The following is a 21,245-nucleotide window of genomic DNA, read 5'->3' as shown; positions in this document are numbered from 1 at the left end:
GCCCAAAGCTCTGCCCACAGCCTGCGTCATCAAACTGTAGTGACGGCGCGCTAAACGCCCTGAACGCTAAAAGGGTGAAAGATTCATATGACGGAATTTGCACCGGATGCCGGCTTCCGCAAGAACCGGAAACTCAAGGCAGCCCTTCTCCGCCACAATGCCTTCTCCAAGGCAGGCTTTTCGGAACGGCTTTTCGGCCTATTGTTTTCCGGCTTGGTCTATCCGCAAATTTGGGAAGATCCCGACCTCGACATGCTGGCGATGGAGCTTCAGCCGCATCACCGCATCGTGACGATCGGCTCCGGCGGCTGCAACATGCTCGCCTATCTCTCCAGAAGCCCGGCGTCGATTGATGTGGTGGACCTTAATCCGCATCACATCGCCCTCAATCGGCTGAAACTCGCGGCGTTCCGTCACCTTCCCGGACACGCCGACCTCGTTCGCTTCCTTGCCACACCGCGCGAAGCGTCGAACAGCCACGCCTTCGACCAGTTCCTCGCAGCAAATCTCGACGAGACAACTCGGAACTACTGGAATGGCCGTAAGTTCGGCCGTCGGCGCGTGACGGTTTTCGACCGCAACATCTACGAAACGGGCCTCCTCGGTCGGTTCATCGGTGCAGCCCACCTGCTTGCCCGCCTGCACGGCGTCGAGCTGACGGAGATGACAAAGGCGCGCTCGCTGCGCGAGCAGCGCCAGTTCTTCGACGAGAGGATCGCACCGCTCTTCGACAAGCCGGTCGTACGCTGGATCACCGGCCGCAAGAGCTCGCTGTTCGGCCTCGGCATTCCGCCGCAGCAGTATGACGAACTGGCAAGCCTCGCAGCCGACCAGTCGATCGCTCCCGTTCTGCGCCACCGTCTTGAAAAGCTCGCCTGCCACTTCCCCATGCAGGAAAACTATTTTGCCTGGCAGGCTTTCGCTCGCCGCTACGCGCCGAAGGGTGAAGGCCCGCTTCCGACCTATCTCGAACCGGCGAACTACGAGGCGATCCGTGCCAATGTGGATCGCGTCAACGTTCATCATGCAAGCTTCACCGAGCTGCTCGCCGGCGAGGCGGCCGCCTCGCGTGATCGTTATATCCTTCTGGATGCACAGGATTGGATGACGGACCAGCAACTGAATGATCTATGGGCCGAGATCAGCCGCACCGCGCGTGAAGGCGCTCGGGTGATTTTCCGCACCGCGGCCGAAAAGAGCATCATCGAAGGACGCCTGTCGCCTGCGATCGGCGATCAGTGGACCTACATGGAGGAACGCTCGATCGAACTGACGGCGCTCGATCGCTCGGCGATCTATGGCGGCTTTCATATCTACAGGAAGACCGCGTGAGAGGCGTCGACACCAACCCGGTCGTCAAGGACGACCGCCATGCCGCCCTGATGGATGGCATGTATCGTTATCAACGCCACATCTATGACCTGACGCGTAAGTATTACCTGCTCGGTCGCGATCAGACGATCCGCAATCTGAATGTGCCGGCAGGCGGCACCCTGCTGGAGGTCGGTTGCGGAACCGGCCGCAACCTCGCGCTTGCCCATAGGTATTATCCGCAGGCTAAGCTCTACGGCCTCGATATTTCGGCGGAGATGCTGATCTCCGCGCGCAAGACATTCGAGACCAAAGCCACGCTCCCGGATTTGCGTGTCGCGGACGCGACGGCCTTCACGCCGCGCGAATTCGGTGTCGGCGGCTTCGACCGCATCCTCATTTCCTACGCGCTTTCCATGATCCCGGACTGGGAGTGCGCGATCGACTCGGCCTTGGCCGCCCTAGCCCACGGCGGCGAGTTGCACATCGTCGATTTTGGTCAGCAGGAACGCCTGCCGGGCTGGTTTGCGCGACTTCTCAAGGCATGGCTGGAAAAATTTCACGTGTCGCCGCGGGCCAATCTGCGGCAGGTTCTGGAGTCTCAAGCCTCTGAAAACCAAGCACGACTGACGTTCGAGACCATTGGCGGCGGCTATGCCTGGCGGGCCGTCATTGTGACCAAACCTTGACATTTCGCTTGAAACTAACCGAATTTTTACGTTGATATGGCAAATAGAGGGGACATTCCTCTGCTGGACGCGTTTATCACGAAGGTCGAGCTGTGGGGCAAAAATTCCATTCGTTTCGCGACGGAACATCTATGCGCCGGCTTCTGTTTTGCGTTTTGCCGTTGGCTGTCATGCTCGCTGGATGCACGTCATCGGGCTATGACTATCTCGAAACAGCGTCCGTAAAGCCAAAAACGCGCTTCAAGGACACCGATCCTCAGGACTTCGGAACAAAGCATCCGGAGAAGCAGCCGATCCACGGCATCGACGTGTCGAAGTGGCAGGGCGATATCGACTGGCAGACGGTCAGGAACTCCGGCGTCGCCTTCGCATTCATTAAAGCGACCGAAGGCAAAGACCGCATCGATTCGCGTTTCAATGAGTACTGGCAGCGTGCCCGCTCCGTTGGCATTCCCCACGCGCCCTATCATTTCTACTATTTCTGCTCGACGCCTGACGAACAGGCCGACTGGTTCATCAGCAATGTGCCGAAGGATTCGATGCGCCTGCCGCCCGTCCTCGACGTCGAATGGAACTCGGAATCGAAGACCTGCCGCTATCGCCCTGATCCGGCAACGGTCCGCGCCCAACTGCAACGCTTCATGGACCGTCTCGAGGCCTATTACGGCAAGCGTCCGATCATCTACACGTCGGTCGACTTCCATCGCGACAATCTCGTCGGATACTTCCAGAATTATCACTTCTGGGTCCGCTCCGTCGCCAAGCATCCCGAAGTTACCTATGCCGACCGCCGTTGGGCCTTCTGGCAGTACACGTCGACGGGCGTCATCCCTGGTATCAAGGGCCCGACGGACATCAATGTTTTCGCCGGATCGAGCCAGAACTGGCACAACTGGGTAGCCGCTGTCTCCAAGGACACAAATTCTTAGTAACGTCCCCTGGTCTTTCTTGCTTCCGTCACAATCATCTGGGAAATCGACGGAATTCCATTGACGACGAGGATCGAAACCATGCACCGCTCGCCCGCAAGCCGCACGGCACTTGCACTCCTTTTTGCTGCCGGCCTCGCCACCGGCGCTGCCGCGCAGACCCCGGCAGCGAGTGCACCGGCTTCGCAGGCGGCCGCCCCCGCGTGTGACGGCGATCTCTCTGAATTTCTGGCCGGCGTGAAGGCCGATGCGATTGCATCAGGCGCATCTGCTGAAGCCGCCGACAAGTCGCTGGAAGGCGCACAGATCGACCCGAAGGTTTTAAGCCGCGACCGCGCTCAGGGCGTGTTCAAGCAGACCTTCCTGGAGTTCTCGCAGCGCACCGTTAGCCAGGCCCGTCTCGACATCGGCCGCCAGAAGATGAAGCAATATGCAGATGTGTTCGCCCGTGCCGAACAGGAGTTTGGTGTGCCCGCTGGCGTCATCACCGCCTTCTGGGCCATGGAGACAGATTTCGGCGCCGTGCAGGGCGATTTCAACACCCGCAACGCCCTCGTGACGCTCGCTCATGATTGCCGGCGGCCCGAGTTGTTCCGGCCGCAGTTGATTGCCCTCATCGAAATGGTCCAGCACGGCGATCTCGACCCAGCGACCAACACCGGTGCCTGGGCCGGCGAGATCGGTCAGGTTCAGATGCTGCCTCGCGATATCATCGCCTACGGTATGGACGGCGACGGCGACGGCCATGTGCGCCTCAAGCAGAGCGCCCCCGATGCGATCCTGACGGCCGCCAAGTTCATCCAGCATCTCGGCTTCCAGAAGGGACAGCCGTGGATCCAGGAGGTTACTCTTCCAGACAACCTCCCTTGGGAAAAATCCGGCATCGGCGGTCCGCTGACGGCCGGCGAGTGGTTTGCCCTTGGCGTCAAGCCGCGGGATGGCAACACGAGCTTCGGCAATCTGCACGGCGACCTGATACTGCCGCAGGGTCGCCTTGGCCCGACCTTCATCGCTTACCCGAACTTCCAGATCTACCTCGAGTGGAACAAGTCGTTCATCTACACGACCTCGGCCGCTTATTTTGGGACCCGCCTTGCCAATGCCGAGCCCTATCTCAGGGGCACGCCTGAACAGGGCCTTTCCAATGATCAGATGAAGGAATTGCAGACGAAGCTCGGAACCCTCGGCCATGACGTCGGCAAGGTCGACGGCATCCTGGGTTCGGGCACGCGCGTAGCCATCCAGAAGGAGCAGCAGCGCCTCGGCATGCCGGCCGACGGCTGGGCAACACCGACGCTCCTTAACTCCCTTTGATCGCGCATCTTGAGCGCAGGCTTCGGGCCGGGTTTCAGACCCGGCCTTTTCATTTCCGGATTATTCCATCGTTTCAGACGCTTCAGGCAAAGCCTTCATCTTGCCGCAAGTCTGAAGGACCGATCGCTGACTTTAACGCCAGGTTAAAATCTGTGAATATTTTTCTCCGGCGATTTCTTTCGTAATTTCAGCGTGTTGATCGAAGGCTCGTGTCTGCGATGTGACATTTTCGCCGCAGTGCAGTATAAAATCCGCTTTCCAAGCGACACATTCACGACATATTATCGCACCGTTAACGCGAGGAGACAGACATGGGACTTACACAATCCTTGAATGTCCTTTTGGTCAGCGCGGCGTTTGCATTTGTATTGACAATGCTTTTCATCTGAACGTCGTGCCAATCGAACAGTGCCGAGACTCCTGAGTAGCGAAACAGTTCAATGAATCGGAAAAGCGCATCCCACGAGGAGATGCGCTTTTCTTTTTGTCTTTTGACGGGAGCAGCCTATGCGGCGGCACCGGCCTTCCTGGCGCCTTCCCGTGTGAAGCCGAGATTGCTCAGCACGGCCGAGACGAGCGGCGCACGGTTCATGGTGTACAGATGGAAGTCGGTGAGCCCGCGACGGGCCAGATCTTCGATCTGTTCGGCTGCAACGTCAGCCGCAACCTTGGCTCTCTCTTCCGGCTTGTCGTCGAAGCCCGCGAAGCGCTCATCCAGAAACGCCGGTATGATGGTGCCGCAGGCGCCGGCGAAGCGCTTCAGCTGCGTCAGGTTCTGGATCGGCATGATGCCCGGCACAACGGGAATATTGATACCGGCGGCCCGCACTTTCTCCAGGTAGCGCTCGAAACTGTCGTTGTCGAAGAAGAACTGCGTCAGCGCCCGCGTCGCGCCGTTGTCCGCCTTCTGCTTCAGCATGTCGATGTCGGCAGCGGTATCGCGGCTCTCCGGATGCTTTTCGGGATAGGCAGACACCGAGATCTCGAAATCGCCAATCTCGCGCAGTCCGGCAACCAATGCCGCCGCATTTGCATAGCCGCCGGGATGCGGCTGGTAGGGTGCGCCGACGCCGCCCGGAGCATCGCCGCGAAGCGCTACAAAATGTTTGACGCCAACCTTGCGGAAGGTCTCGATGACGCTGTGCGTCTCATCCTTCGTCGCCCCGACGCAGGTGAGATGCGACGCGGTGGCAAGGGGAGTCTCGGCGAGAAAGCGCGAGACGGTCGCCAGCGTCGGTGCCTTGGTGGTGCCACCGGCGCCATAGGTTACCGATACGAAGTCGGGATCCCAGTCCTGCAGCTCGCTGACCGCGTTCCACAGCTGACCTTCCATCTCTTCCGACTTCGGCGGAAAGAACTCGAAGGAAATACCGATCTTGCGGCGCGCGTCGCTGTTCAAAGCCATATCATTATCTCCCGGCAAATATGGGTTCGGCGCCTTCGCTCGCTAAGGAGGCCATGAGACGCCGGGGATCGCGCGCAAGCCAGACGGTGACGGTGAGCCCCTGCCCGCTTTGATGACCCGGATGAAGGTCGACGACCTGCTCGACATCCAGCCCCGCCTTGCGCAGCCAGTCCGATATCGACTGATGCGAGAAGCCGAGGCGAACATGCGCATGTTCGTCACGAAGGTATTCCAGCCCATGCGGCGCCAGATCGATGATGACCAACCGCCCGCCCGGCCTCAGCATACGCGCTGCCTCGCCGATCGCGATCTCGGGCTGATCGAAAAAATGCAGCACCTGATGGATGGTCACCACGTCGAAATCCTGCGCCTCGAACGGCAGGTTCAGGATATCGGCGTGGCGAACGGATGCCTTGGTGATCCCTGATTTGTCGAGATTGGCGCGCGCCACGCTCAGCATATCGCGGCTGGCGTCCACGCCAATCGCACGGCGATAGAGGCCGGACAGGAGTTCAAGGATGCGCCCCGTGCCGGTGCCGAGATCGAGAAGCGAGTCAATCGGCTGGCTGCCAAGCAGCCGAATGACCGCGGCATCGACTTCTTCGTCCGCGGCATGCAGCCGGCGAAGCTCATCCCATTCGGCAGCGTTACGACTGAAATAGGCCTGTGCGCGCTCGGCGCGCTGGCGCTTGACCGCAGCCAACCGTTCGCTGTCGCGAAGGACGACAGGATCATTCTCGGACGCATGCGCCAGCAGGCTGCGTGCGAAAATGGCTGCCCTGCCATCCTGTCGCAGCCGGAAATAGGCCCACGCGCCCTCCTGGTAGCGGTCGATGAGATCCGCCTCGCCGAGCAGCTTCAGGTGACGAGAGATGCGCGGTTGGGATTGGCCGAGGATTTCAGTAAGATCGGTGACCGTCAGATCCCCTGCCGCCAGCAGAGCCAGCAAGCGCAGACGCGTCGGCTCGCCGGCCGCCCTGAGGACGTCCACCAACGCATCCAATCCTAGTCTGATAGGCTCACTCATACCCGATCCAATCAACATATAAAGATATCTTTATGTGAATCGAGCGAGTGTGGCAAGCCGCAATTCCATCCGTTCACGAAATTAGCTGCTCGGATCGCGACATCAATGCGCGCAAAAAAGCCCCGGCGCGAACCGGGGCCTCCATATCCCTAAACCCGGCTTCTGGCGGTCAACGCGTCAGGCGCTTATAGGTCACGCGGCTCGGATTGATGGAATCGACGCCGAGACGACGCATCTTGTCCTGTTCGTATTCCTCGAAGTTGCCCTCGAACCACTCGACATGGCTGTCGCCCTCGAAAGCAAGGATGTGTGTCGCCAGACGGTCGAGGAACATGCGATCGTGGCTGATGATAACAGCGCAGCCTGCAAAGCTTTCAAGCGCATCTTCAAGTGCCGCCAGCGTTTCCGTATCGAGGTCGTTGGTCGGTTCGTCCAGCAGGATGACGTTGCCGCCGGCCTTCAGCATCTTGGCGAGATGCACGCGGTTGCGCTGACCGCCCGACAGCGTCCCGACCTTCTGCTGCTGATCGCCCCCCTTGAAGTTGAAGGCGCCGCAATAGGCGCGCGAATTCACTTCATGCTTGCCGAGTTTGATAATGTCGCTGCCACCGGAGATTTCCTCCCAGACGGTCTTGTTGCCGGCGAGCGCATCGCGGCTCTGATCGACATAACCGAGATCGACAGTCTCGCCGATGCGGATGGAGCCGCTGTCCGGCTTTTCCTGACCCGTGATCATACGAAACAGCGTCGTCTTGCCGGCGCCGTTCGGACCGATAACGCCGACGATGCCGCCAGGCGGCAGCTTGAAGGTGAGGTTCTCGATCAGAACAGTGTCGCCGTAGCCCTTGGTTAGGTTCTCCGCCTCGATGACCACCTGGCCGAGACGCTCGCCGACCGGGATGACGATCTGCGCATCGCCAGGACGACGGGCATCCGCTGCTGCGACCAGGTCGTCATAGGCACGGATACGCGCCTTGGACTTTGCCTGACGTGCCTTCGGGCTGGAGGCGATCCATTCCTGCTCGCGGCTGATCGCCTTCTGGCGGGAGGCCTCTTCGCGGCCCTCCTGTTGCATGCGCTTGGCCTTCGCCTGCAGATAAGCGGAGTAGTTGCCTTCGTATGGGATACCGCGACCGCGGTCGAGTTCGAGGATCCAGCCCGTGACGTTGTCGAGGAAGTAGCGGTCGTGGGTGATCATCAGCACGGCACCGGGATATTGGCGCAGGTGCTTTTCAAGCCAGGCGATCGTCTCCGCGTCGAGGTGGTTGGTCGGTTCGTCGAGCAGTAGCAGGTCCGGCTGCGCGAGCAGCAGGCGGCAGAGTGCCACGCGGCGCTTCTCACCACCAGAGAGGTTTTCGACCGTGGAGTCGCCCGGCGGGCACCGCAGCGCATCCATTGCCATTTCCACCTGACTCTCGAGGTCCCAGAGGTTCTGGCTGTCGATGACGTCCTGGAGCTTGGCGCCCTCTTCCGCCGTCTCGTCGGAATAGTTCATCATCAGCTCGTTGTAGCGATCGAGGATCGCCTTTTTCGGCGCAACGCCTTCCATGACGTTCTCGAGAACGGTCTTGGAAGCATCGAGCTGCGGCTCCTGTGCGAGGTAGCCGAGTGTTGCGCCTTCGGCAAGCCACGCCTCGCCGGTAAATTCCTTGTCAAGACCGGCCATGATGCGCAGCACCGTCGACTTACCAGCACCGTTCGGGCCGAGGATACCGATCTTGGCATCCGGATAGAAAGAAAGGTGGATGTTTTCCAGCACCTTCTTGTTGCCGTACGCCTTGTTGAGGCCGGCCATATGGTAGATGAACTGACGTGCCATTGATAATTCGCTCCGCGGGGGATTTTAAGTTTTGCCGCTATGTAGGCGAATTGGGACCAAGGAGCAACGCGCGACGGCCAAAAACCGGAGGCTTTTGTGAGCATCGCGGAGAATGGAACTCGGTGTGCTCGTCCATATCAGCTTCGTACGCTCTAGAGATCGGCGGGAACTCGTGCCGATCGAGGAGTGTCGACCGGCCGGCCTCAGTTCTCGGTGAGCGGCGGTTCAAAACCCTGCAGCATCCACGACCCCCTCATCGCAGCCGAACGACGTCCGCCCTGCCCCTTGAATGAGGTCGCGCAGGCTTGCTTCGTCATCCGATGTCGCGTTCTCCGACAGGCCGATCGTGAGCTCGCTGATGAGGCGGTCCCCTCCGCTGGCGCGCCGGCAACTCATCTTGACGCGATCGCCGGCGCCAGGGCCGAAGCTCTTGTCGAATGCAGCCTTGACCACCTCCACCGTCAGCGCCTTGCCGATACTGGCCGCGAACAAATCGCGGACCGCCGAGGCGTTCAGCTCATCGATCAGACGGACCGACGTGACAAAATAGTCGTCGGCACTCATCTTGGTGCAGGAGCCGTGCTTGATCCACTCGTGTCGCTCAAGGCCGGATTGCGTTCCAGGCATTATTTTCTCGAGCGCAGCCCTGGTCACAGGAGACAGCTCCACCTCGGGCAGCTTATGCCAATCGCCGTCCTTGTCCGCGGTCCGCAGATTGCCGGAGACGCCGCAATAGTCCTTGCGCATCGACCAGAGCCCGTGCAGCGAGAAATTGGTCGCATCGAATCTGTCCTTGGTCTGAGTGCGGCATTCCGGCTTGCGCTGGTTGGTTTCACAGAAGGCCGGCTGCCAGCTGGCCGCCAGAATCATGCGCGTCTTTGCGCCCGCATCCTGGGCCTGCGCAACACCGGCAGCCGCGATTGCAATCAAGAATACAGCCGTGCGCAGAAATGGATTGCTCATCCTCATCCCCACAGAACATTTCATGAACAAGAGATCATGGCGCGTTCATTTTCGCAACCCTCAATTCGCAGGGTGCGAAAATCCTGTGGCATAAATATTTGGATGTGTTGCATTTCACGGCCGATCTGGTCTCCTCCCGGCAATGGGAGACTAAGATGTTCGCACAAACCCAACGCCTAGAAACGGCGAATGCCTCGCTTGGCTTTCATCACGAGCCGGCACGATCGCAGGCACGCGGAATTGTCCTTGTGTGTCATGGACTGGCCGAGCATTCCAAGCGTTATTCCCGTTTCGCAGCAGCCATGGCGGCCCGTGGCTACCACGTCTTCGCGTTCGATCACCGAGGGCATGGCGAAACGACTGCACCCGATGCGCCAATCGGACGGTTCGCCCGTCGCGATGGCGTTCGGCAGGTAATCGACGACGTCACGTCGGTCCGCGAGCATGCTGTGAGGCAATATCCCGGCTTGCCGGTCATCCTTTTCGGACATTCGATGGGAGGCCTCATTGCGCTCAATGCGGCAGTCACGCATCCAGACAAATACGATGCCGTCGCAGTCTGGAACTCGAACTTCAACCCCGGTATCGCCGGGCGGGCTGCGCAGGCGATCCTGCTCGCCGAACGTGCGCTGAAGGGCTCCGATGTTCCAAGCGGCATCCTGCCGAAACTCACCTTCGCCACCTGGGGCAAGTCCGTCTCCGGCCGTCGAACAGACTTTGATTGGTTAAGCCGCGATCCTGCCGAAGTCGACAAGTATATCGCGGACCCGCTGTGCGGCTTCGATGCCTCGGTGTCACTCTGGCTCGATGTTTTCGAACTGACGTTTCGCGCCCCGCAAATGACGCATCTGAAACGGCTGCCGAAGCAGATACCGATCCACCTTGTCGGCGGCGGGCAGGACCCGGCGACAGATGGCGGAAAAGCGGTGATCTGGCTATCAAATCATTTGAAAGCCCGTGGCTTCTCCCTTATCACGACCCAGATATATCAGGACATGCGCCACGAAACGCTGAATGAAATTGGAGCGGACGCGGCCATCGCTGCATTCGCCGACTGGTGCGACGAAGCGGTCGCAAGATCCTGAACTGAAGGATTTCGCGATGAGTAACGGTATTTATTTTCGCCCCGCCGCCGCTTCGGAGGTGCCGACCGGTATTCTGCTGATGTTTCTGTCGGTGCTTGTCTCGCCGATCATCGACATCTTTTCCAAGCTCGCGATAGCCACGATTCCCGCGGCTGAAATCACGGCCGCGCGCTTTGTCGTGCAGGCCCTCTGCATGCTTCCGATCGTCATCTGGCGCGGAAGCTGGAAGACCTTCTCCTGGCGCGCCAACATCTTTCATGCCATCCGCGGCGCCATCATAACCATCTCCATGGTCTCCTTTGTCACGACGCTGAAGTACATGCCGGTTGCCGATGCCATCGCGATTTTCTTCGTCGAGCCCATCATTTTGACGATCCTGAGCAGCATCTTCCTCAAGGAGACAATCGGTTGGCGCCGCTACACCGCCTGCGGCGTCGGCTTTTTCGGCGCGATGCTGATCATCCAGCCGAGCTTCCAAGAGGTCGGCTACGTCGCGCTCCTGCCTGTCGTCAGCGCCCTCTGCATTGCCATCTTCGCCTTGATGACCCGCGTGCTATCGCACCGGGAAGACCCGTGGGCGATGCAGCTTCAGATGGGCATCTGGGGTCTGCTGTTCTGCGCCATTGTGCTTGCGTTCGGCAGCGGCACGGGTTCTGACGTCTTTGACGCGGTGATGCCGGATGGCCTTGGCTATCTCTACCTGCTCGGCGTCGGTGTCACGGCAGCCATTGCCGGCATCTTCGGCGTCTATGCCTACCGCGCAGCGCCCGCCTCGACATTGGCACCGCTGCAGTATTTCGAGATCGTGTCGGCAACCTTTTTCGCTTGGCTCGTGTTCGGCGACTTTCCAGATGCGGTCAAGTGGCTTGGTATCCTGGTCATCATCGCATCGGGCTTGTACATCATCTGGCGAGAGCGGCGCTTTGCATCGAAGCCGGTATCCGATACACCTCAATCGGCGCTGGCGCCCTGATCTGCTCGTGGGAGGAACATGACGGACCATCAGCCCAAGAAACCACCGCTGTCCGGCATACGCGTCATCGAGCTCGCACGCGTGCTCGCCGGCCCATGGGCGGGCCAGATGCTGGCCGATCTCGGCGCCGATGTGATCAAGATCGAAAACCCGGATGGAGGCGATGACACACGCCACTGGGGACCACCCTTCGTCGAGGACGCCGACGGTGAAAACCTGTCCGCCGCCTACTACCACGCTGCCAACCGAGGCAAGCGCTCGATCACCGCCGACCTGAAGCGCGAAGAAGATCAGGCGCTCGTCCGCCGTCTTGTCGCTACGGCCGACGTCGTCATCGAGAACTTCAAGCTCGGCGGGCTGGTGAAATACGGTCTCGATTACGAAAGCCTGAAGAAGATCAATCCGAAGCTCGTCTATTGCTCGATCACGGGTTTCGGTCAGAACGGCCCGTATGCCAGCCTCGCTGGCTACGACTATATCGTGCAAGGCATGTCCGGCTTCATGTCGATCACCGGCGAGCCGGACGGACAGCCGATGAAGGCAGGCGTCGCGATCGCCGACATTTTTACCGGAATCTATGCGGTCGCAGCCATCGAGGCGGCGCTCATTCACGCGCAGAAAACCGGCGAAGGGCAGCTGGTCGACATGGCGCTGCTCGACGTTCAATCGGCGGTGCTTGCGAACCAGAACATGAATTATCTTGTATCCGGCCGTGCCCCGACCCGGCTTGGAAACGCACATCCGAATATCTCACCCTATGAAGTTGTTCCGACCGTTGATGGCTATCTGATCCTGGCCGTGGGGAACGACGGCCAATTCCGCCGTTTGTGCACGATCCTCAGCCTCGAGGGTATTGCCGACGATCCACGCTTTTCGACGAACAAGGCGCGCGTTGCAAACCGCGACGAAGTTCGCAGGCTGGTTTCGACGGAAACGCTGCAATGGCAGAAGGCCGACCTGCTCAGGGCTTGCGAGGCGGACGCCGTTCCGGCCGGTGCGATCAACACGATCGAGGAAATGTTCGACGATCCACAAGTCCAGGCGCGCGGGCTGCGGGTCGATCTGGCCGACGCAAAGGGTACCGTCATTCCCGGCGTGAGGACGCCGGTCGTGCTGTCGCAAACCCCCTTGCGTTACGAGAGGCCGAGTCCGCGGCTGGGAGAGCATCAGGAGGAGGTTCTGGCGGAACTCGCCGAACTGGAGTGGAAGAGACCATCATGAAGAAAACCGGCGGGGAACTAATCGTCGAGGCCTTGAAAGCAAATGGGGTGAAACGCCTCTCCTGCGTTCCCGGCGAGAGTTTCCTTGCCGTTCTCGATGCGCTCTACGACAGCGATATCGACGTCGTGGTCTGCCGTCAGGAGGGTGGCGCGGCCATGATGGCCGATGCATGGGGCAGGCTCACCGGCGAGCCTGGCATCTGCATGGTTACCCGCGGCCCGGGCGCCACAAACGCCACGGCGGGGCTGCACATCGCCAGGCAGGATTCCATTCCGATGATCCTCTTCATTGGACAGGTGCAGCGCGACGCCCGCGAGCGGGAGGCCTTCCAGGAGGTCGAGTTCCGCCGCGCCTTGACCGAATTCAGCAAATGGGTTGGGGAGATCGACGATGCTGCTCGCATTCCGGAGTTCGTCACCCGCGCCTTTGCGATCGCCACATCCGGTCGTCCCGGTCCCGTAGTATTGTCACTGCCCGAAGACATGCTGCGTGATGAAGTGGAAGCGCCCCGCGCCAAGCGCTACTCGCGCGTCGAAGCGCATCCCGGTCGTCGCCAAATCGACGACTTTTACCTGCGATTGCTGAAGGCGGAGCGGCCGATCGTCATCGTCGGCGGCACGCGCTGGGATGGGGATGCAGTGGCCGACCTGAAAACCTTCTCGGAACGCTTCGCCCTGCCTGTCGGCTGCTCATTCCGTCGGCAGATGCTGTTCGACCATCTCCACCCGAACTATGCCGGGGATGTCGGCATCGGCATCAATCCTGCGCTCTCCAATGAGATCAAGGAGAGCGACCTGCTGATCCTACTAGGCGGCCGGATGTCGGAAATGCCCTCCTCCGGCTACACGCTGATCGACATCCCCTATCCGCAGCAGTCGCTCGTCCACATTCATCCCGATCCTTCGGAGCTCGGCCGTGTATACAGGCCCGACCTCGCAATCTGCGCGAGCCCGAGTGACTTCGTTGCAGATCTTATTGATCTCGAGGCACCAAGCGAACTCAGATGGGCAGAGCGCACCGAACGAATGCACCAGGCCTATATTGCGTGGTCGACGCCGCCGCAGAGCGGTCCCGGTCCAGTGCACATGGGGCCGATCATGGAGTGGATCGAGGCAAACACGCGCCCGGATGCGATATTTACCAACGGCGCGGGAAACTATGCCACCTGGCTGCATCGGTTCCATCGTTTCCGTCAATTCAACACCCAGGCCGCCCCGACATCAGGCTCCATGGGCTACGGCCTACCGGCTGCGGTTGCGGCCAAGCGGCTCTTTCCCGAACGCGAGGTCATCTGCTTTGCCGGAGACGGCTGTTTCCTGATGCACGGCCAGGAATTTGCGACTGCCGTTCGCTATAGCCTGCCGATCATCGCCATCGTCATCAACAACGGCATCTACGGCACCATCCGCATGCATCAGGAGCGGGAGTATCCGGGTCGCGTCAGCGGCACTGACCTCACCAACCCGGACTTTGCCTCGCTTGCGCGCGCCTACGGCGGCCACGGCGAAACGGTCGAGGCGACCGAGAGCTTCGCAGCCGCCTTCGAGCGCGCCCGCGCAAGCGGCAAGCCGTCGATCATCGAAGTAAAACTCGATCCGGAGGCGATTACGCCAACGCGCACGCTTTCGGAAATTGCCCAAACAAAAAGCCGGTGAGCGAAACCCACCGGCCTTGGAAATCGCGATGCTGTCGACCTTAGTCGATGGCGGCCGTAACCGTGAACTCGACCTTGTACTTCGGCGCAGCGAGCTTGGCTTCGCTCGTGGCGCGAGCCGGCGTGTTTGCCGGATCGACCCAGGCTTCCCAGGCAGCGTTCATTTCCCCGAAGTAGGACATGTCGGAGAGATAGATCAGCGTCTGCAGGATCTTGGACTTGTTCGAGCCGGCAGCGGCGAGCAGGCGATCAACTTCGGCCAGTGCCGACTTGCACTGTTCGGTGACGCTTTCGCCTTCGCCGACCTGGCCAGCGAGGTAGACGGTGTTGCCGTGGATGACTGCGCCGCTCATGCGGGCGCCGGCGTCGATGCGCTTGATGCTCATGGTGTTCTCCTGTTTGCGAAACGAAAGACGCCGCTGAGATCAAGCGGCGCCGGACTTGGTTCTGTGACCGACACTAGGCGCGAATATGATGCGTCTTTTGGTAGATCGCGGTGGAGCGGGCGCCGGAGCGGCAGTAGCCGAGCATCGGGCGCGGGAATTCATCGAGCGCGTCGACCATACCGGCAATTGCCTCTTCGGTGACCCCCATAGAGCCGACCGGCACATGCGCGATATCGAGGCCGAGTTCCTTGGCGCGCGCTTCGACCAGGGCATACGGCGTCTGATCCGGGCTCTCATCGTCCGGGCGATGGCAAACGATCGATTTGAAGCCCATGGCCTTGATCTGATCGAGATCCTCGACCGCAATCTGCCCGGAAACCGAATATTCGTCGTCGATCTGGCGAATGTCCATCGCTAATCCTCCTGAAATCGTGGGCTGAATGACTACGCCGCCCCATGCCCAGCGTCAACCACAGATCACTCAAACGAAGACGAAGCTGAGCGCATAATTTCGGCTCTCGCCGGGCTTCAGCATGATGAATTCGCCGGCGGTCTCCAACTCAAAACGCGATAGCCAACGATGCGACACCGGCTCGATGCCGAGCACGTCGGCAGGCGCCTTTTGATTGCGCCAGACCTGAAGGTGCGGCAACGTCTCGGCAAGGACACGCACTCGCAGGACCTTGCCGCCGATCGCGGCAATCGGACCAAGGCGCACCTCGGCAAAACCGCCTTCCGTTGCCGGTGCCTCAACGCAGAAGATACCGCCCGGTTCCTCGCCGAAATGCCAGGGAAAGCCGCCGCCATCGAGCATCTTGCCTTCAAGACGCGTGCCGGCATCGAACCATTTGCCGCCGATATTCATATGATACATGAGGAAGGCAGGCACGATCTCGTCGCTCGTATTGACGATCTTGTCCTTGAGGCTCACCTCGCCCGTGCCGCCGTCGATGAGCCAATGACGCTCGATGCGGGCCGGCAATCCCTCGACCGTCACGACGTCGATATCCGCCCGGCACTCCGCATTCCCATTCTCGAACTTCGCCCAGAGGATTTTGGCTGCGTGGCCGGGCGCGGACCCATGCAGAGGATAGACCTTGCCGTCAGCACGGCCCGGAATCGGTTCGCGGTGCCTGATATGGTCCGGCCCGCACGTAAAGAGGAAGCCTTGGACGGAATGCGAGATGCGTGCATCACCATCATCGGGAACCGCCTCCTTGGGAGCGATGTCGACGCCGTTGATGACACATCCGCCGATGTCCATCAGTGAGGTTTCGTCGAGCATCAATTTCGGCCCTGCGGCGGCTGCAAACTCGATCATCGTCCAATTTCCTCCCGGTTCTGACCACTCATGCAGCGTTATGTCTGGCGGCCAAATTCGTCAATCGCGACCACGTGCGCAGCGCGCCGGAACCGGTTCGCGGCCCCAAATGTTTACGACCAAAGGAAAAATCACGGAGTTTTTATCTTTTGTTCAGCACGATTTCATAAATTCCACACTAGCGTCAAAATTCGCAGGTGTGTGTCGGCCAGTCACTAAAGGGTATGAAGACGTGAATCGCTTTGTAATATCGGGATTATCCGCCGCCGCTGCCCTGGTCGCCATTGCTACCGCAGCGCCCTCGGCCGATGCGCAGCAGTTTTTCAACGGACGCCAGGGCGACGTCGTCTTCGTCGCGCCGAACGGCGATATCCTCGACTATGTCCCGTCGGGCGCTGCCTACGCGCGCGACCGAAGGGGCAATCGCGTGCTGGTCGATCCCTATGGCAATGTGATCGCGACTGAAATGCGTGCCCGGGGCTACTACCCACGCCCACCGGTACGCGATGCCTACAATAACGATGTCTATAGCGGCGATGATCCCTACGGCGATGCTCGCTATTCCGAGCGCGGCGCCGTGACTGGCTCCATCCCACGCAACGCGCCGATCGACCGCCAGCCGCTCGACGACCAACCCTACCCACAAAGCGACGACTATGCGTCTATCGAACCGGACCAGCAAACGCCTGATGTGATGCAGCCGAAGCCCTCCCAAGAGCCGGTCATCACGCTGAAGAACAAGTCGAAGTCCGAGATCGTCGCCCTGCAGGTGTTTCTCGACCGCGCTGGCGTGTCGCCGGGCGCGATCGACGGCCACATGGGCGCAAACGTCACCAAGGCGATCTACGCCTACCAGCAGATGACGGGCGAGACGCTCGATCCGAACAACACCGACGCCATTCTCGAGCAGTTGCGCATGTCCGGCGGTCTGCCGCTCGTCGGCTACACCATTACGCCTGCCGACGCTGCCGGCCCGTACGTTGCGGAAATCCCGGAGGACTACGCGCATAAGGCTGCCCTGTCATCGCTCGGCTACACCTCGACGACGGAAATGCTCGCGGAGCGTTTCCACATGGACGAAGGCTTCCTGAAGGAAATCAACCCGGGTGTGGATTTCACGGTCCCCGGCACGATCATAAAGGTCGTCAATCCCGGTGAAGTGAAGGCCGGTTCGGTCGCGCGCATCATTGCCGACAAGGGCCGCAAGCAGGTATTTGCCTATGACAATGCCGGCAATCTGATTGCCGCCTATCCCGCCTCGATCGGCTCCACCGATACGCCCTCGCCGACCGGCACGGTGACCGTCGAGCGCGTCGCGTTCAATCCGGGCTACACCTACAATCCGAAGATCAACTTCCAGCAGGGCGCCAACGACAGGATCCTGAACATTCCGCCGGGTCCGAACGGCCCGGTCGGTACGGTCTGGATGGCGCTTTCCAAGCCGACTTACGGCATCCACGGAACGCCAGAGCCATCGAAGATCGGCCGCACCCAGAGCCACGGCTGCATCCGCCTGACAAACTGGGATGCCACCGAACTGGCGAAGATGGTCAAGCCGGGCGTGACAGTCGAATTCGTCGACTGATCCATCCTGCCTGTCCCTAAAAAAATGCGCCTCAACGGGCGCATTTTTTCTCTTGGCAGTTTCGTCTAGGCCGCTGAGCGGATCAGTGGACCGGTGCTGCGCGTTGGCTCAACAAGCTTCACCGGCAGCTTGCCCATGATCTCTTCAGCAAAACAGCGAGCGTTCTCACGTGCCTTGTCGAGGTTGCTGACACGGGCCGGATCCAGCGAGTGCAACGTGCCGCCACAGTCAAAAATATCGCGGAAGGCCGAGCGTTCGATGATCGCGGTGTCGAGAACCGGGACCTGGCGCTCACTCAGCAACGACTTGACGAGACAGAGTGCCCGCGTCGTCACCATCGAGTTCACGCGCGTCAACACGACCGAGTGCCCGATACGAATGCCCGCCTTCTCGTCCAAATATTGCAGCAGCTCGAGGACCTGTGCACCACCACGGGCGTCCATAGCGCATCCCTGGATCGGGATCAGCACGTGGTCGGAGAGCCCGATTGCCGTCGCGAGCAGCGGATTGCGCGCTCCCGGAAGGTCGATGATGAAGTAGTCTGTGTTGTGCTTGTTTTCGGCTATGTGCAGCGGCAAGGAAGCCGACGTGACGAAATCGATGACCGAGATGTTCCTCACATGCCCGGAGACTTCATGCCATCGCGTGATCCAATGTTGTGGATCGGCGTCGAGGATCGTCACCCGATAGCCCTTCTGGGCGAGCTCGGTGGCGAGGAGAAGTACGGCTGTGGTCTTACCAGCGCCGCCCTTGGTGTTTGCGAAAGTGATGACTGGCATATTCGGTCCTCGAAGGGAAAATGCGAGCCCCTCTATGGCTCTGCCGCGCACTCTTGGAAGCATCGTGCGGTTAATGCATCCTTTCTAATTATGGTTAACAACTTCTAAACGCGACACCTGAAATTGCGGTCGGCATTTCTTGCACCCGCGAAAACACACGATCAAGAACAAGAAAGCCCGGAAAGCCTAGGCTTTCCGGGCTAGCTCAGGTCCGCCGTCTCTATGTTCAGAAGCAATCTTTAAAGAGCACCTTGGTATTTTCGAGCGTCATCTTGACTGGATTGCCGCCAGCGCTTGGATCTTCGATCGCCATCTGCGAAAGTTCGTCGATTCGATCCGGCTTGATTCCCATCGCAGACAGGCTGTCGGGAACGCCGAGCTCCGAGCGAAGCTGCAGCACGTAGCTATAAAAACCGTCGAAGCCGCCGGAGATGCCGAGATAGGCCGCGGCGCGCGCAATCTTCTCCTCAATCGCCGAACGATTGAAGCGCAACACCGCCGGCATCACGACAGCATTCGTCATGCCGTGATGCGTGTTGTAGACAGCCCCGATCGGATGCGACAGCGCGTGGATGGCGCCGAGCCCCTTCTGGAATGCGACTGCGCCCATCGCAGCCGCCGACATCATGTTGGCGCGGGCTTCGAGGTCTGTGCCTTCCTTGTAGGCGCGCGGCAGGAACTCCTTGACGAGCCGCATGCCCTCCAGCGCGATGCCGGCCGACATCGGGTGGTAAAAGGGCGAGGAATAGGCTTCCAAGCAGTGCGCGAAAGCATCCATGCCGGTACCGGCAGTAATGATCTTCGGCATGCCGACCGTCAGTTCCGGATCGGCGATGACGACGCCCGGCAGGAACTTTGGATGGAAGATGATCTTCTTCACATGCGTTTTGGAATTGGTGATGACGCTGGCGCGGCCGACTTCCGAACCGGTGCCGGCCGTCGTCGGGACGGCCACGATCGGAGCGATGCCTTCGACGCTCGCACGCGTCCACCAGTCGCCAATATCCTCGAAGTCCCAGACCGGCAGTGTCTGACCGGCCATGAACGCGACGCACTTGCCGAGGTCAAGGCCCGAGCCTCCACCAAAGGCGACGACGCCGTCATGGCCACCGTCCTTGAACGCCTTGACGCCAGCGTCGAGGTTCTTGTCGTTCGGGTTTGGATCGACATCGGCAAAGATCGCCCGGCCGAGGCCGGCATCTTCAAGAATGTCGAGCGCGGTCCCGGTGATCGCCATCGAGGCCAGGCCGCGATCGGTGATCAGCAGCGGCTTCTTCATCCCGAGGCTCTTGCAAGCGTCCGCCAGTTCCTTGATGCGGCCCCGGCCAAGCTTGAATGCGGTCGGGTAGCTCCAATTGGCTGTGATGTTGCTGCTCATGCTGTGACTTTCTTCAGATGGAAGGATTTCGGACGCGTCAGGTTGTGGAAGCCGATGATCGACAGCGAGCCACCTCGGCCGGTCTCCTTGACGCCGGTCCAGCACAGAGCCGGATCGAGATAGTCGGCGCGGTTCATGAAGACGGTACCGGTCTCGATCTCGCGGCCGAGCCGCCCTGCCCGCTCAGGATCCTTTGTCCAGAGCGAAGCCGTCAGGCCGTACTGGCTGTCGTTCATCAGGGCAACGGCTTCGTCGTCGCTCTTCACCTTCATGATGCCGACGGCAGGACCAAAGGTCTCCTCGCGCATGAAGGCCATCGAATGATCGACATTGACGAGGATCTGCGGTGCCAGATAGGCGCCGCCGTCGTCGGCCGGGAAAAGCTTCGGATCGACCAGTGCCTTGGCGCCCTTGGAAACGGCATCGGCGATCTGCTCGCGCACGACCCTGGCGAAGCGCTTGTTGGCCATCGGGCCAAGCGAGGTTTCAGGATCGAGCGGATTGCCGAGCTTGTAATTCGAGACCCAGGCGACCGACTTCTCGACAAAGCTGTCATAGAGCGATTGATGCACATAGATACGCTCGATGCCGCAGCAGCACTGGCCGGAATTGTAAGTCGCGCCGTCCATCAGCGTGTCGACGGCCGCGTCGAGGTCGGCATCGTCCATGACATAGCCCGGATCCTTGCCGCCGAGCTCAAGCCCGAGGCCCGTGAATGTTCCGGCTGCTGCCCGCTCCATCGAGCGACCGCCTTCGACCGAACCGGTGAAGTTGACGAAGTTGAAGCTGCCCGCAGCAATCAGCGCCGAGGTCGTTTCGTGATCAAGGAACACGTTCTGGAACACCTCCTCAGGAACACCGGCCTCGACGAAAGCCTGCACCAGCCGCTCTCCAACCAGCAGCGTCTGTGACGCATGCTTGAGGACGACCGTGTTGCCCGCCATCAGCGCCGGCGCGATGGTGTTGATCGCCGTCATGTAGGGGTAGTTCCACGGCGCCACCACGAATACGACGCCATGCGCCTCGCGCTCGATGCGGCGCTCGAACTTGTCGCTTTCCTCGACGACCAAAGGCGCGAGCGCATCGGCGGCGATCGAAGCGACATAGTTGGAGCGCTCGTTGAAGCCCTTGTACTCGCCGCCGTAGCGGATCGGGCGGCCCATCTGCCAGGCAAGCTCGGGCACGACGACGTCGGACATTTCATTGAGCCGTGCGACACCCTTCAGCACCAGCTGAACGCGCTCCTCCAACGGCCGCTTCGCCCATGCCTTCTGCGCCTTGCGCGCACGCGCAACAGCCTCCTTCGCCGCCTCCAGCGAAAGCGCCGGGCGCTCGGCGTAAACCGATCCGTCGACCGGTGAAATGCATTGGATCATTCCCATGATCTTCATCCTTTGTTTTCACGT

The 21,245-nt window shown here is 60.4% G+C and carries 19 protein-coding genes; 9 read left to right on the top strand and 10 right to left on the bottom strand.

Features of this window, described 5'->3' with window-relative positions; all coding sequences use genetic code 11:
* Positions 1 to 87: 87 nt before the first annotated feature.
* The 4 genes from BSG20_RS24040 (at position 88) to BSG20_RS24025 (ending at position 4,243) form a co-directional block, all read left to right on the top strand.
* Positions 88 to 1,332, top strand: a complete 1,245-nt coding sequence (locus BSG20_RS24040) for a BtaA family protein (protein WP_072379295.1) — start codon at positions 88 to 90, stop codon at positions 1,330 to 1,332.
* Between the two features lie 50 nt (positions 1,333 to 1,382).
* A complete protein-coding gene (locus BSG20_RS24035) occupies positions 1,383 to 2,000 on the top strand; it encodes a class I SAM-dependent methyltransferase (protein ID WP_072379385.1) in 618 nt (205 codons plus the stop codon).
* A gap of 131 nt (positions 2,001 to 2,131) precedes the next feature.
* Positions 2,132 to 2,929, top strand: coding sequence for a glycoside hydrolase family 25 protein (locus tag BSG20_RS24030; protein WP_072379297.1), 798 nt, complete (start codon positions 2,132 to 2,134; stop codon positions 2,927 to 2,929).
* Between the two features lie 81 nt (positions 2,930 to 3,010).
* On the top strand, positions 3,011 to 4,243 hold the full coding sequence (locus BSG20_RS24025) for a lytic murein transglycosylase (RefSeq protein ID WP_072379299.1): 1,233 nt from the start codon (positions 3,011 to 3,013) through the stop codon (positions 4,241 to 4,243).
* Between the two features lie 505 nt (positions 4,244 to 4,748).
* Here BSG20_RS24025 and metF read toward each other — a convergent pair.
* The 4 genes from metF to BSG20_RS24005 all read right to left on the bottom strand — a co-directional run bounded on the left by metF (position 4,749) and on the right by BSG20_RS24005 (position 9,457).
* Entirely contained in the window at positions 4,749 to 5,648 is a 900-nt protein-coding gene (gene metF, locus BSG20_RS24020; RefSeq protein ID WP_072379301.1) for a methylenetetrahydrofolate reductase [NAD(P)H], read from the bottom strand.
* 4 nt (positions 5,649 to 5,652) lie between these two features.
* Complete coding sequence (locus BSG20_RS24015) at positions 5,653 to 6,675, bottom strand: ArsR/SmtB family transcription factor (protein ID WP_072379303.1); 1,023 nt, start codon at positions 6,673 to 6,675, stop codon at positions 5,653 to 5,655.
* A gap of 169 nt (positions 6,676 to 6,844) precedes the next feature.
* Positions 6,845 to 8,494 carry an energy-dependent translational throttle protein EttA gene (gene ettA / locus BSG20_RS24010; RefSeq protein WP_072379305.1) on the bottom strand — a complete coding sequence of 550 codons (1,650 nt, stop codon included), beginning with the start codon at positions 8,492 to 8,494 and terminating at the stop codon, positions 6,845 to 6,847.
* 225 nt (positions 8,495 to 8,719) lie between these two features.
* Positions 8,720 to 9,457, bottom strand: a complete 738-nt coding sequence (locus tag BSG20_RS24005; protein WP_072379306.1) for a ribonuclease T2 family protein — start codon at positions 9,455 to 9,457, stop codon at positions 8,720 to 8,722.
* Positions 9,458 to 9,612: 155 nt separating this feature from the next.
* Here BSG20_RS24005 and BSG20_RS24000 point away from each other — a divergent pair, with 155 nt between their 5' ends.
* Genes BSG20_RS24000 through BSG20_RS23985 form a run of 4 tightly spaced genes read left to right on the top strand, consistent with a single transcriptional unit; the run spans position 9,613 to position 14,391 of the window.
* Positions 9,613 to 10,542 (top strand): alpha/beta hydrolase, encoded by a 930-nt coding sequence (locus tag BSG20_RS24000; RefSeq protein ID WP_072379307.1) that lies wholly within the window; start codon positions 9,613 to 9,615, stop codon positions 10,540 to 10,542.
* Positions 10,543 to 10,558: 16 nt separating this feature from the next.
* Complete coding sequence (locus tag BSG20_RS23995) at positions 10,559 to 11,515, top strand: DMT family transporter (RefSeq protein WP_072379309.1); 957 nt, start codon at positions 10,559 to 10,561, stop codon at positions 11,513 to 11,515.
* Positions 11,516 to 11,533: 18 nt separating this feature from the next.
* Positions 11,534 to 12,736: a succinate--glutarate CoA-transferase gene (gene caiB / locus BSG20_RS23990; protein WP_072379311.1), complete on the top strand. Its 1,203-nt coding sequence runs from the start codon at positions 11,534 to 11,536 to the stop codon at positions 12,734 to 12,736.
* Positions 12,733 to 14,391 carry a thiamine pyrophosphate-binding protein gene (locus BSG20_RS23985; RefSeq protein ID WP_072379313.1) on the top strand — a complete coding sequence of 553 codons (1,659 nt, stop codon included), beginning with the start codon at positions 12,733 to 12,735 and terminating at the stop codon, positions 14,389 to 14,391. Before caiB ends, BSG20_RS23985 begins: the two co-directional genes overlap by 4 nt.
* A 40-nt stretch (positions 14,392 to 14,431) precedes the next feature.
* Here the strand turns inward: BSG20_RS23985 and BSG20_RS23980 are convergent, their stop codons facing one another.
* From BSG20_RS23980 to BSG20_RS23970, 3 genes are all read right to left on the bottom strand, one after another.
* The gene (locus BSG20_RS23980) at positions 14,432 to 14,776 is read right to left on the bottom strand and encodes a RidA family protein (RefSeq protein WP_072379315.1); all 345 of its coding nucleotides are present in this window, start codon (positions 14,774 to 14,776) and stop codon (positions 14,432 to 14,434) included.
* Between the two features lie 73 nt (positions 14,777 to 14,849).
* Positions 14,850 to 15,188, bottom strand: a complete 339-nt coding sequence (locus BSG20_RS23975) for a protein tyrosine phosphatase family protein (protein ID WP_072379317.1) — start codon at positions 15,186 to 15,188, stop codon at positions 14,850 to 14,852.
* Between the two features lie 69 nt (positions 15,189 to 15,257).
* On the bottom strand, positions 15,258 to 16,097 hold the full coding sequence (locus BSG20_RS23970; protein WP_072379319.1) for a DUF4432 family protein: 840 nt from the start codon (positions 16,095 to 16,097) through the stop codon (positions 15,258 to 15,260).
* Positions 16,098 to 16,329: 232 nt separating this feature from the next.
* Between BSG20_RS23970 and BSG20_RS23965 the strand changes: the two genes are divergently transcribed.
* The gene (locus tag BSG20_RS23965) at positions 16,330 to 17,682 is read left to right on the top strand and encodes a L,D-transpeptidase family protein (protein ID WP_072379321.1); all 1,353 of its coding nucleotides are present in this window, start codon (positions 16,330 to 16,332) and stop codon (positions 17,680 to 17,682) included.
* Positions 17,683 to 17,747: 65 nt separating this feature from the next.
* Here the strand turns inward: BSG20_RS23965 and BSG20_RS23960 are convergent, their stop codons facing one another.
* From BSG20_RS23960 to BSG20_RS23950, 3 genes are all read right to left on the bottom strand, one after another.
* The gene (locus tag BSG20_RS23960) at positions 17,748 to 18,461 is read right to left on the bottom strand and encodes a ParA family protein (RefSeq protein ID WP_072379323.1); all 714 of its coding nucleotides are present in this window, start codon (positions 18,459 to 18,461) and stop codon (positions 17,748 to 17,750) included.
* Positions 18,462 to 18,687: 226 nt separating this feature from the next.
* Positions 18,688 to 19,839 carry an iron-containing alcohol dehydrogenase gene (locus tag BSG20_RS23955; RefSeq protein ID WP_072379325.1) on the bottom strand — a complete coding sequence of 384 codons (1,152 nt, stop codon included), beginning with the start codon at positions 19,837 to 19,839 and terminating at the stop codon, positions 18,688 to 18,690.
* Complete coding sequence (locus BSG20_RS23950) at positions 19,836 to 21,221, bottom strand: aldehyde dehydrogenase family protein (protein ID WP_072379387.1); 1,386 nt, start codon at positions 21,219 to 21,221, stop codon at positions 19,836 to 19,838. The genes BSG20_RS23955 and BSG20_RS23950 overlap by 4 nt, the downstream gene beginning before the upstream one ends.
* Between the last annotated feature and the right edge of the window lie 24 nt (positions 21,222 to 21,245).

Source organism: Rhizobium tibeticum (genome assembly GCF_900110205.1).
In the GTDB taxonomy this organism is placed as follows: domain Bacteria; phylum Pseudomonadota; class Alphaproteobacteria; order Rhizobiales; family Rhizobiaceae; genus Rhizobium; species Rhizobium tibeticum.
The sequence above is the reverse complement of the archived record's forward strand: the minus strand, read 5'-3'. Positions and strand labels throughout refer to the sequence as shown.